Source organism: Ectobacillus sp. (genome assembly GCF_056992975.1).
On sequence record NZ_JBXKMX010000012.1, the window covers coordinates 1 to 11,607 of the forward strand.

At 37.7% G+C, this 11,607-nt stretch carries 17 protein-coding genes; 8 read left to right on the forward strand and 9 right to left on the reverse strand.

Annotation, left to right across the window (positions count from 1 at the left end; translation table 11 throughout):
• The 3 genes from AC11ZT_RS00495 to AC11ZT_RS00505 form a co-directional block, all read right to left on the reverse strand.
• A partial coding sequence (locus AC11ZT_RS00495) for an ABC transporter transmembrane domain-containing protein (RefSeq protein ID WP_484057729.1) occupies window positions 1-528 on the reverse strand: 528 nt, incomplete at its 3' end.
• Between the two features lie 54 nt (window positions 529-582).
• Window positions 583-1,113: a nucleoside tri-diphosphate phosphatase gene (gene ntdP / locus AC11ZT_RS00500; protein WP_484057730.1), complete on the reverse strand. Its 531-nt coding sequence runs from the start codon at window positions 1,111-1,113 to the stop codon at window positions 583-585.
• 159 nt (window positions 1,114-1,272) lie between these two features.
• Window positions 1,273-1,458 carry a gamma-type small acid-soluble spore protein gene (locus AC11ZT_RS00505; RefSeq protein WP_484057731.1) on the reverse strand — a complete coding sequence of 62 codons (186 nt, stop codon included), beginning with the start codon at window positions 1,456-1,458 and terminating at the stop codon, window positions 1,273-1,275.
• 137 nt (window positions 1,459-1,595) lie between these two features.
• Between AC11ZT_RS00505 and AC11ZT_RS00510 the strand changes: the two genes are divergently transcribed.
• Window positions 1,596-1,820, forward strand: coding sequence for a hypothetical protein (locus AC11ZT_RS00510; protein WP_484057732.1), 225 nt, complete (start codon window positions 1,596-1,598; stop codon window positions 1,818-1,820).
• A gap of 37 nt (window positions 1,821-1,857) precedes the next feature.
• On the opposite strand, the gene mutY is transcribed toward AC11ZT_RS00510, so the two are convergent.
• Window positions 1,858-2,931 carry an A/G-specific adenine glycosylase gene (mutY, locus tag AC11ZT_RS00515; protein WP_484057742.1) on the reverse strand — a complete coding sequence of 358 codons (1,074 nt, stop codon included), beginning with the start codon at window positions 2,929-2,931 and terminating at the stop codon, window positions 1,858-1,860.
• A gap of 151 nt (window positions 2,932-3,082) precedes the next feature.
• On the opposite strand from mutY, the gene AC11ZT_RS00520 reads away from it, so the two are divergent.
• Window positions 3,083-4,063 carry a metal-dependent hydrolase gene (locus AC11ZT_RS00520; RefSeq protein ID WP_484057733.1) on the forward strand — a complete coding sequence of 327 codons (981 nt, stop codon included), beginning with the start codon at window positions 3,083-3,085 and terminating at the stop codon, window positions 4,061-4,063.
• Between the two features lie 51 nt (window positions 4,064-4,114).
• On the opposite strand, the gene AC11ZT_RS00525 is transcribed toward AC11ZT_RS00520, so the two are convergent.
• Complete coding sequence (locus tag AC11ZT_RS00525) at window positions 4,115-4,381, reverse strand: YfhJ family protein (RefSeq protein ID WP_379971076.1); 267 nt, start codon at window positions 4,379-4,381, stop codon at window positions 4,115-4,117.
• Window positions 4,382-4,492: 111 nt separating this feature from the next.
• Between AC11ZT_RS00525 and sspK the strand changes: the two genes are divergently transcribed.
• Window positions 4,493-4,642 (forward strand): small, acid-soluble spore protein K, encoded by a 150-nt coding sequence (gene sspK, locus AC11ZT_RS00530; RefSeq protein ID WP_484057734.1) that lies wholly within the window; start codon window positions 4,493-4,495, stop codon window positions 4,640-4,642.
• Between the two features lie 26 nt (window positions 4,643-4,668).
• Window positions 4,669-4,821 (forward strand): YpzG family protein, encoded by a 153-nt coding sequence (locus AC11ZT_RS00535; RefSeq protein WP_379971074.1) that lies wholly within the window; start codon window positions 4,669-4,671, stop codon window positions 4,819-4,821.
• Between the two features lie 22 nt (window positions 4,822-4,843).
• Here the strand turns inward: AC11ZT_RS00535 and AC11ZT_RS00540 are convergent, their stop codons facing one another.
• Together AC11ZT_RS00540 and recX are read right to left on the reverse strand one after the other, a co-directional pair.
• Window positions 4,844-5,167 (reverse strand): YfhH family protein, encoded by a 324-nt coding sequence (locus AC11ZT_RS00540; protein ID WP_484057735.1) that lies wholly within the window; start codon window positions 5,165-5,167, stop codon window positions 4,844-4,846.
• Between the two features lie 67 nt (window positions 5,168-5,234).
• A complete protein-coding gene (gene recX / locus AC11ZT_RS00545) occupies window positions 5,235-6,044 on the reverse strand; it encodes a recombination regulator RecX (RefSeq protein ID WP_484057736.1) in 810 nt (269 codons plus the stop codon).
• A gap of 123 nt (window positions 6,045-6,167) precedes the next feature.
• On the opposite strand from recX, the gene AC11ZT_RS00550 reads away from it, so the two are divergent.
• The 4 genes from AC11ZT_RS00550 (at window position 6,168) to AC11ZT_RS00565 (ending at window position 9,179) form a co-directional block, all read left to right on the forward strand.
• Entirely contained in the window at window positions 6,168-7,061 is an 894-nt protein-coding gene (locus tag AC11ZT_RS00550; protein ID WP_484057737.1) for a TIGR01777 family oxidoreductase, read from the forward strand.
• A 14-nt stretch (window positions 7,062-7,075) separates the two neighbouring features.
• Window positions 7,076-8,206 carry an amidohydrolase gene (locus AC11ZT_RS00555; RefSeq protein WP_484057738.1) on the forward strand — a complete coding sequence of 377 codons (1,131 nt, stop codon included), beginning with the start codon at window positions 7,076-7,078 and terminating at the stop codon, window positions 8,204-8,206.
• A 225-nt stretch (window positions 8,207-8,431) separates the two neighbouring features.
• Window positions 8,432-8,992, forward strand: a complete 561-nt coding sequence (locus tag AC11ZT_RS00560) for a GNAT family N-acetyltransferase (protein ID WP_484057739.1) — start codon at window positions 8,432-8,434, stop codon at window positions 8,990-8,992.
• Between the two features lie 64 nt (window positions 8,993-9,056).
• Window positions 9,057-9,179: a YfhE family protein gene (locus AC11ZT_RS00565; protein WP_379971067.1), complete on the forward strand. Its 123-nt coding sequence runs from the start codon at window positions 9,057-9,059 to the stop codon at window positions 9,177-9,179.
• A gap of 352 nt (window positions 9,180-9,531) precedes the next feature.
• Here the strand turns inward: AC11ZT_RS00565 and AC11ZT_RS00570 are convergent, their stop codons facing one another.
• Window positions 9,532-10,665, reverse strand: coding sequence for a diglucosyl diacylglycerol synthase (locus tag AC11ZT_RS00570; RefSeq protein ID WP_484057740.1), 1,134 nt, complete (start codon window positions 10,663-10,665; stop codon window positions 9,532-9,534).
• Between the two features lie 214 nt (window positions 10,666-10,879).
• Window positions 10,880-11,605, reverse strand: coding sequence for a pyruvate formate-lyase-activating protein (gene pflA, locus AC11ZT_RS00575; protein ID WP_484057741.1), 726 nt, complete (start codon window positions 11,603-11,605; stop codon window positions 10,880-10,882).
• Window positions 11,606-11,607 lie beyond the last annotated feature (2 nt).

Genomic DNA, 11,607 nt, shown 5'->3' on the forward strand with positions numbered 1-11,607 from the left:
CATGAAAATCGGTAAAACGAGCAGTGAAATAAAGGTAAGCTTTCCGTTTAAAGAAAACATAACTCCTATCGCAATTCCTATCGTAGCAATATCTAACCATACATTCATCAAACCGGTAATAACAAAATCCTTTGTCTGCTCCACATCATTAATGACACGTGAAATGACTTCCCCTGTTTTCGTATTGGAATAAAATCGTAAACTTAGCTTTTGTAAATGTGCAAACAAATGCTTTCTCACATCATACAACACGAGATTTCCAATCTGCTGCGCATAATATTGACGATAATATTCTATTGGTGGCCTTAGCACGGCAAATATGAATAAGGCAATGCCCATGGCGATAAATAAGTGATTTGTTTGCACCAGGATGGAATCCTTACTATGTATCACATCATCAATTAAATACTTTAAAAGAAACGGTATAATTAAAGGAATACCGAACTTAATTATCCCAATCACAATCGTTACGAATATCTTTCCTTTATATGGTTTCACGAACTGTAAATAGCGTTTTATACTGTTCAAACAACCATCCCCCCCTATGCGGTAAGAAGCCTGCTGAATATGATCAGCAGGCGTCTAATCTCTATACATTAAATAACGCTCATACCAAATATCAACAAAATCTGGGGCAAAGGGACCTTTTCTTTGGTGAATCCATTGAATGAGTATATTCATATCTTGCTTAAGTTTCGTATGAATGGCTTCCGGATATTGCATCTGTTTGCGATGCATTTCATATTCATCCTCATCAAGTAAAACATACGTCATATCTGGATACACCTTAATATCTAAATCATAATCAATATACTTTAGCGCCTCTGCATCATAGGCAAAGGGGGAACTTAAATTACAATAATAATAAATCCCGTCTTGTCTCAGCATCCCGATTATATTAAACCAATGGCTTCCATGAAAATAACAAACGGCTGGTTCTCGTGTTATCCATGTTCGTCCATCTGATTCTGTAACAAATGTTCGATCATTTGCTCCGATAATGACTCCCTTTGTTGACTTTAAAATAGTCGTTTCTTCCCATATTCTATGAATATTTCCATTATGCTTATAACTATGTATTTGTACCTTTTCACCTTCTTTGGGAATGCACATGCTTCTCCCTTCCTTCATCACAACAGACTACTCGTAAGTAGCGTTTTCTCCTATTATAACGGTTAGAGGAACATTTTAAAACAAAAGTCTGACATCTAGAAAAACACAAAGTAAATATATGTAAAACAGCACTCCTCTGAAAGAGGAGTGCTGTTTTCATTATTGCTGTGGATTTTGATATTTTCCTGAAGCTTTTGATTTGTTTGCTTCAGCTTTTGAATTTAAACCTTTCACTTCTTGTACATCAGTTTCAGTTGAGAACTCTGTCCCGTAGTTTGCAATTTGTTGTTTGGTTTTTTGAATGCTGGCACCAGACGTTACTTTGTTTGGTTGTTTGTTATTCATCATTATCACCTCCACATATGATAATGTAACCAACTCCCTTTTCAAATATCCGAAAAAAATTAGGGAATTCAGGCAATGAGAGGAATAACAATCGGACAATTTATGCAAGATAAGGAAGCGGTAGGAGGCGATATAACATGTATGTAGGAAGAGATATGACACAATTATCTATGATTGCAAAGCAAAAATGGGATAAAGAAGAATTAACCTATTTCCATCATTCCTTGCAGCAAATGCTACCCTATTTAAATGCAGAGGGCCAAACCATTTATAAAGAAATTGTTAAGGAAATTAAAAATCGGGGTGGCTTACATCGAAATGAAGCTGATTGGTCACACGGAACAGATGTTTCCTATGATTAAAGGCGTACTTCTCTTATATGAGGTACGCCTTTCCTTTCTATTCTGTAAGAACAAGTTGTTCATACATTCTTTTATGAGATTGGGAAAATGTATACTGAGAAAAGTCTGCTTTCTTAATCAGCCTTAGCGTATCTGATTCTTTCACATTGGAGACCGTTCCATTATAGACAGTAATATCCCAGATGCGATGGGAAAATGTATGGGAGACGTTCGTTACATACTCCGTTATATCTGCGCTAATACCAAACTTTTCTTTCAAGTAAAAGGCTAACTGTTGCTTAGGATTGCTTACGCCTTCTTGCAACTCGGTGTTGGGAAATTCCCACATATTTGCAAGCAAACCAGTGTCAGGACGTTTGTGTATGAGATATCTTCCCTCTTTATCGACAACGATTCCTGCTACAATCGGGACTGCTTTCGGCTCCTTTGCTTTACTTTTAACAGGAAGTTCTTGCTGCACTCCTTCGTGAAATGCATGGCAATGGGCCCTCACGGGGCATAACAAACAGGACGGATTTTTTGGAATACAAATAAGCGCTCCAAGCTCCATCAATCCTTGGTTAAAATAAGATGGATTCTTGCGGGATATTACTTCTCGAATAATTGCTTCAAAGAGCTTTCGCGTTTTAGGCTTAGCAATATCATCCCATATAGATAATATTCGAGACATTACACGCATTACATTTCCGTCCACAGCCGGCTCAGGAACATCATAAGCAATGCTTAAAATGGCACCTTGTGTATAAGGGCCAACCCCTTTTAGCTTACCGATTTCCTCTGCTGTGTTTGGAACAATGCCATTATAGTGAGTCTGTACTTCTTTCACAGCAGCGTGTAGATTTCGTACTCGCGAATAATATCCGAGACCTTCCCACGCTTTTAGCACCTTCTCTTCATCTGCATTTGCTAACGTTTCTAATGTAGGGAACTGCTTCATAAAATTGTTATAGTACGGCTTTACCGCTTCAACGCGCGTTTGTTGTAGCATAATTTCCGAAACCCATACTCGGTACGGATTTTTATTTTCTCGCCAAGGTAAATCGCGTTGCTCCGTTTCAAACCATTGTATTAAATCATTTCGAAATTGTTCTTTATTAAATTCGGCTAACATTTCAAGATGCTCGTGCAAAATGATCCTCCTACTTAAAACATTCGTTTTTGTATTTAAATACTATTATAATAAAGAGAGACGGCTAACTTTGGTTTTTTGTACACACCTATACTTTCGGTTTTTAAAAATTGGGTTCATTGGAGGTTATTTTGTGGATACAGCCACTCATTTAGCAATGGGAATTACATTAGGCGGACTTGCCACCCTTGATCCAGTTATCGGGCAAACTACATTGGGTCCGCAAGCAGTTATGCTCGCAACTATTGTAGGCTCAAATATTCCCGATATTGACACCGTTTTGAAGTTACAAAACAATGCGAAATATATCCGTAATCATCGAGGGATTACACATTCCATTCCATTTGTACTTCTCTGGTCTTTATTAGTAGGACTATTTGTCCATTTTAGTTTTTCAGACGTTTCCCTATATCATCTTCTACTGTGGTCATTTCTCGCTGTATTTCTCCACGTGTTTGTGGATATATTTAATGCTTATGGTACACAAGCACTTCGACCATTTACACGAAAATGGCTTGCTCTTGGTGTAATCAATACATTTGATGCCGTCATCTTCTTCATTCATGTCATTGCAATTGCTTTTATTTCTGCTGGTGTAAATAAAGGAATGTCAGCGCTCATTGCCTACATTGCAATGGCTATCTATTACATCGTTCGCATTGTAATGCGAACACATATTGAAAATATTGTAAAAAAGAGATTTCATAAAGTAGAAAAAGTCATTATTTCACCAACAATGCGATTTTATCACTATCATCTTGCCATTGTAACAGATCAGTACTATTATGTGGCTCACATTCATCGCGGTAATATTCTGCTCTTTGACAAATTTGAACGTGTGCCTCTTCCTGACACTGACATTATACAAGCAGCACGGAAGGATGCAAATATTTCAGCCTTTCTTTCTTTTTCTCCAGTTTATCGCTGGGATATATTTGAATTTACTAATTGCTATGAAGTAAGGTTTATTGATTTGCGATATCGCAGTAAAAACTATTACCCATTTGTTGCGATTGTACAGTTAGATAAACAATTAAACATCATGAGTTCCTATACAGGATGGATTTTCAGCGAAGAAAAACTACGCAAGAAATTGGATGTATTACCGGATTAATATTCGTATGATTAAAAATAGGCTGGTTAAGAAGATGACTTAATCAGCCTATTAATGCTTTGTATAATCATCACGATTAAGTAAATGCTTATACTTTGGGTTATTAGAAACGATTTCATGAAGATGAGCCCCATGATTCTCAATCCATGTCGTCACAATTTTTTCTGTTATTTCTTCTCCGTTGTATACGCCTGCACGCGCATAGGTGGCTTCAAAATCCCCCCACAGCAGTTCAACCCATATTCGGCCTTGTGCATATGATAGTTTTTCATTTTTTTCCATAAGAAGGACGGTTAGTTTTTCTATAATATCATTCATGCCAACGCTCCTTTGCCAAAGTTTGTCACCTTATTACTTACATAGTTCTTACCACTCCAGCACATCCTATTCTTGATACATCGTATCAAAGAACTTAAGGAGGGGTTTTCCTTGGGTAAGCAAAATGAAGTATATTCCAAAAAGAAAAATAACAGTAAAATCGACGGTCCACCAAAGGCAAAAGCCCGTTTTTCTTCCAAACGACCTGATGGTACGATTGCAATGCATCCTCAGGAACGTATGCGCGCAGATAAAGATTAACATTCAAGCAAAGAGGTGACTTACGCATGAGCTATCGCAATGGGTTAGATCCACGCTCTGAACTATTTCGTCACAACTGGACCCGCCCGAAACGGGCTAAATCCCAGGTCAATGGACAAACACAACAAACACAATCCTTGATCATTTTAGCAGCTGAGTGTAAAAAACGGCAGTTTTAATTGGGCCAAAAACCAGAGAAAATTATTTCTCTGGTTTTTTTAATAATGAAATTGGCAATGCCTCTTCTTCTTGTTCTTGCTTACCATCACGGTAGCCCCATGCAAATACACCTTTAAAATATGTAATTGTAAAGTAAACACCTGGTTCATCTGTAATTTCATAGATGCCGCCCACCTCAAATTCAGCTGGATTCATCGTGTACGCCTTTGCCATTGCCATTTTACGCATTAGCACCTCATACTCGTTAATCATACCCATCTGTTCCGCTTTTACCGCTTTTTCCTTCAGCTTCCCCATTTCTTCCTGTAATTCATGGTATGAGAATTCACTATACCGTTTTTCCATATGATTTTCCTCCAAGCTAGACAATTTAAAATCTGATAATGGTATCATTGTACTACACTAACAAAGGTTATTCCTCCGAAAGCTCTTGAATGATTTGCTCAATTAAATCCAACTTAAATCCTTTTCGGTATAAGCTTTGCTTGATCTTTACTTTTCCTGTCATGTCATCATCTTTGTACTTTTCAAACAATTTTCTGCCTTGCTGCATAGCTGCTGTCCATTCTGCTCGGTCGTCTTGCTCTTCTGGCTCATTGGTGGCAATGACAATGGCAATAATGGAAGATGGATATCCTTTTCTCATCAGCATTTCCTCAAGCTTTTTTTTCGTTTGAAAGGCAGATAATTGCTTCAATGTTTTCCGTTTTTTTTCACATAACTCAACCGCACTTGCAATTTGCTTATCCTCCGGGTATTCATGTAAACTAGAAGTAATAACATCTTGCATGACACCTTTTTCAGCTAGTTCTCGTCGAATGACAATCGGCCCTTTCTTTCCAACGTTACATTGTGTTCGAACATAAGCAAGAGCGTATTCTTGATCATTCACGTAACCTTCTTGCTGCAGTTTGTTTATCGCCTCCTGCACAACAGCCATGCCGAACTCTTTTTTACGTAAATATTGTTCTATCTCATGTTTAGTCCGCATTTGATAGGATAGAAATACGATTGCCTGTAAATAACATTTGCGTACTTCCTCATCATAGAGAATATCGGCAAGCGCAAGCTCATCTATTTCCATTCCCTTTTTAAGTCCATGCTTTATAAGCGTGCTCTCATCTACACCAAAGCCAAATTCCTCGCCATGTCCCTTGTCTATGTAAATGTTATAACGCTCTTTCGATGATTTTTGCACTTGAATTTTTGTAATTATAGCCATTTGGCTCACCTCGTAATTGGGATAGTACATTTGGTTATCCCATTGTAACTTCACTCTAAAATATTGTAGCACACGTATCTCAATTTCAACGAATCAACATATATATAGTAGGGAGTGATACTCATGAACATCTTAATTTCTGGCGGCACCGGTTTCATTGGAAAAGCCCTATGCTCACTTTTAACAAGCAAAGGACATACACTATACGTTCTAACAAGAAATAGTAGAGCAGCAGAACAATCTAATATATACTATATAAAATGGCAAGCAACAGATGAATCATTGCCTATTCCACCTATCGATGCTGTCATCAATTTAGCTGGTGAACCAATTAATAGCGGTCGCTGGACAGAAACAAAGAAACAACAAATTGTAAGTAGTCGCGTTACTACGACACAAGCACTTTTGCATCAGCTTTCCAAGCAAAGTAATCGACCCCATGTATTTATTAATGCAAGCGCAATTGGGTATTATGGTACCTCACTTACCGAAACCTTCACTGAGAATAATCGTAACGCAGGTAACGACTTTCTAGCAACGACAGTTGAAAAATGGGAAGCGGAAGCAAAACAGGCAGAGAATCTAGGTATGCGCACGGTATTCACTCGGTTTGGAATCGTTCTTGGCAACGGAGGAGCTTTGCCGAGTATGATACTTCCTTACCGTCTCTTTGCCGGTGGAACGATAGGATCTGGAAAGCAGTGGGTTTCATGGATCCATGTAGAGGATGTTGCACGTATGATTGAATTCGCCCTAGTAAATGAACAAATAATAGGGCCAATCAATGTAACGGCACCGAAGCCCCTCACGATGAAAGAATTTGGGAAGGTAATTGGGAAGGTCATGAAACGGCCCCATTGGATTCCTGTTCCATCCTTCGCACTAAAACTGCTTCTTGGTGAAATGAGTATACTTGTTTTAGAAGGGCAGCGTGTACTGCCAGAGAAAGCCATGCAACATGGATTTACATTTGCTTATCCTAATCTTGAGGAAGCATTGTCTACAATTTTAAAGTAGCTAAGGGGTTTACGATGAAAATATTATTTCAAAACGCAACTATTTTTCCAATCACAGCACAAAAATTACATGGAGATCTTCTCGTAGAAGATGGTAAAATCCGTGCGATTCAATCCACTATTACACCAAGCAGCGATATGCAAATTATTGATGGAAGGGGCATGTATTTATTTCCTGGCTTTATCGATGTTCATACACATCTCGGTTTATATGACGAAGGAACCGGCTGGGCAGGGAATGATGCAAACGATACAATCGAAGCCTTAACTCCTCATATTCGTTCGATTGATGGCATATATCCGCTTGATATTGCATTTCATGATGCAATAAAACATGGTATTACTACCGTTCACGTTATGCCAGGGAGCCAAAACGTCATTGGCGGAACAACCTGTGTGATGAAAACTGCAGGTAAAAACATCTCGAATATGGTTATCGAGGAACCGGCTGGATTAAAAATTGCACTTGGAGAAAATCCGAAACGCGTTCATAGTAATGGAAGCGATGCATCCATTACAAGAATGGGTATTATGGGGATGCTACGCGAAACCTTCTACGAAGCACAGCAATATGGTAGATCAACAGATTTTCGAATCAAACCTATTTTACAAGCCCTCAATCGTGAAATTCCGGTTCGAATTCATGCGCACCGTGCAGACGACATTCTAACTGCTATTCGGTTAGCTGATGAATTTAATCTGGATTTACGTATTGAACATTGTACAGAAGGACATCTAATTGCAGAAGAACTGGCTGGACGAAACCTACAAGTAAGCGTTGGCCCAACGTTCACAAGAAAGTCCAAAGTGGAGTTAAAAAACAAGTCATGGAGCACATATGCTAAACTAGATGAGGTCGGAGTTGATATTTCAATAACGACGGACCATCCATACACACCCATTCAATACTTAAATTTATGTGCTGCTATTGCGGTTCGTGAGGGCTTATCAGAAGACACTGCACTTCGGGCCATTACCATTAATCCTGCTAGAAATTTGAAGCAGGATCACCGAATTGGAAGCTTAGAAATAGGCAAAGATGCTGATATCGTCCTTTGGTCTCATCATCCATTTCACTACTTAGCAAGACCAACGATCACAATGGTAAATGGGCAAATAATTTACAAAAATATTAAGATAAACTAGTTTATTTTTTTAACAAGATAAAGTATTATGAAATTACAAGAAAATACAACCATAATCAATTTTTACAATTGATCAATGGGGAAGGCAAATGGTGCGCCACCAGTATGATAGACTGGTTCTAGTGGGTTCGATTCCCACCCCGAAATTTTTTCAAGCAACATTAAAAAATTTCGAGGGTGGGTTTACTTTTGTGAGCTTTCTACCCTCATTAAAGGAGGATATAGAATGTTAAAAAAACGTGACCTACACGACTGCTCTACACTTTACGATTTAATGGTACACCCAAGTGTCTTCCCTTTTGTTCGTCATAAGGTATCTTCCTACGAGGAGTTTCTCTTTGTCACAAAACAAATGATTGAAGAAGAAGACCGCGGGGAGCTTATTTCAAGAACCATTTTGGATGAATGGGGCAATCCTATCGGCACCATTACATTATACGATATTGCACAAGGTGCTGGATTTTTAGGAACATGGATTGGCCAGCCTTATCATGGTAAAGGATATAATAAATTGGCAAAAGACTCTTTTTTCCATGAAGTTTTTTACGAGCTCAATATGGAAACAATTTTCATGAGAATTCGGAAAGTAAATACACGTTCTATTAAAGCTGCGCAAAAACTACCGTATGTCACACTTGCTAATGAAACGAGAAAGTCAATTTATGAGCAAATTAATGCAGTTGAAGATACATTCGATTTATATGAAATTTCCAAGGACCAATACACGCTACACACATTGCGTGAAGGTGTATTGACTGATACAACTCATCATTTGAAAGAAGCTTAAATGTATATGACACCTCTCTATTGGAAACGATACATAATGATTCCAATTACTGAGGTGATTCCTAATGGATAAGAAAAAACGTGAAAAAATGAGAAATAAGTTATCAGCTGCCCAAGAGGTATTGTATCAACGTGAATTTAAACGAGCCGACCGAGAAGCTGGATTTAAGCCGGGTGGCATTTATTAGTACTAGAAACGATACCTTTTCTTATGATCGAGATGATACAAGGACATTACCCCTTGTATCATTTTTTTGGTTATGCACACTCTCGTATTCTTTTCCACAATTTTTACAAAAAATGTGAATAACATCGGAGTTATCTACCTATATTTTGATATATAAATTATCATTTATTGATTTGTTGTGGATATCACTGAAAACTATGTGGATAATGTGGGTATTATTGTTAATAATGGGGTATTTTAATAAAATTAATATAGATTAATTGTGGATAACATGATTAACCTTAAAAGAAATCAATTCAAAAAGCATCTCTTCCTAGCAAGGAGAAGATGCTTTTTGAATGAATACTAGTTTTTTATCTAACAGGTTCGAGCACCATATGTTGTTGTGTCTGCTTTTCTAAGATAGTAGAAACAACTTGTATTGCTGCTTGTGGATTGTGGATTTTTCGTAATGCGTCGCGCATCTTCTCCAGTTTCCAATCATCTTGCAGCAATTGATTTGTTTTTAAAAACACATCTTCTTCTTCACGAACGACTATGGCTGCTCCCATTTCTTCAAAATAATCCGCATTTTCATTTTCTTGTCCTGGCACAGGATGATAGAGTACAACAGGAACCTGCAACGAAGCAACCTCACTTAGCGTAATTCCACCTGGCTTTGTAATCAAACAGGTTGAAATACGAAATAGTTCGTCAATTTGCTCCACGTATCCGAAAACGTTAATGGAATCTCCTTGCAATTGTGAAATTTCATTCCGCAATTCTTCATTTTTTCCGCAGATAACAACAACCTGCAAATTATCCACTTTCATAAATAGCTCACACAATTCCTTCACGTTGCCTAAGACACCATGTGCCCCCGCTAAAATAAGCAATGTTTTTTTTGATGGATTTAGCCCATACTTTTCATAATAATCATGGTTTACTGTAAGCGTTTCAAAGTTTTGCCGAATTGGTATCCCAGTAGTAGTAATTTGATCACGAGGTATTCCTATATTTGTAATTAATTCCTTTACATATTCAGTTGCGACAAAATAATGATCCACGTATGGATGTACCCAAATTTTATGAAGGCAGAAATCGGTTAATACATTATAAACAGGAGTGTCTAACCCGGATTTCTTTTTTAATTCTGGAACAGCGATAATAGGAAATGTATTAATGATAATATCTGGCTTTTCAGTATGTAATATAGAAGTAAGCCGTCTTTTTCCAAAATTCGCATACCATCTCGCAATTTTTTTATTATAAATCTTTTCTACTCCGTAATAAAACAATCGGTATAAATCTTTCCCAATTGTATAACTTTTTAAGTATAGATATTTTGTAATATCGGTAAGAACAGGGTGTGATTCTGTAAATAAATCACGAACAATGACTTGTGTTATTCCTCTCTGGTGAAACGCCTGTTCAAGTGTTTTTGCTACCTGCGCATGTCCGTTACCATAGTGCGCAGTAAAAATTAACACTTTGGGGTTATTGATCAAACAAATTCACTCCTAGCTCTTTCTATTTTTAATGTCATGAAGAAAAGCAACATTAAAAACAACTTCCATAAATTTTACATCTTTGCAAAGAAAATTATTATTCCGTTTACAAATATAGAATACCTTGTTTAGTATACTCCATTCTACTTCTCTTCTCCATAATAAAAGCAAGCAAGCTAGTTTCACAGCCTGGATTCTTCCTCACAAGAAAAACCTAATTCAAGAGAATTAGGTTTTCTGTTAACAGTTTTCTCGCACGAGTAACACTTTCTTCTGAAGGTGGTTCAATTCCATATAGTGGGTACGATAAACCTAGCGCCTTCCACTTATATACGCCAAGTTTATGATATGGCAACACCTCAACCTTTTCTATATTTGTTAGAGTTGCGAGAAAAGCAGCTAGATTACGCAGATTTTCTTCCCCATCCGTAATTGTAGGGACGAGGACATGCCGAATCCATACAGGCTTTCTTCTCTGTGACAAATAACGAGCAAAGGATAAGATATGTTCATTTGGTTTTCCCGTAAGCTTACGATGGCTATGGGAATCAATGTGTTTAATGTCAAGTAACAATAAATCGGTATAGTTCATTAACTCTCCGAGCTTTTCTTGAAATGGCATCTCTTCACTATAACATCCACCGGAAGTATCAATCGCTGTATGGATACCGAGCCCCTTACATTGTTTAAATAGTTCAATTAAGAAATCCAGCTGCAAAAGGGGTTCCCCGCCGCTAACAGTTATGCCGCCTTTCGTTAGAAATGGTAAATAACATTTCACATCTTCAATTATTTCTTCCACTGATATTTCTTTCCCTGCTCCTATTTCCCATGTATCGGCATTATGACAATATTGACACCGCAGCAAACATCCTTGCAGAAAAACCACATAGCGTATGCCTGGACCATCAACGGTACCGCATGATTCTATAGAATGAATGC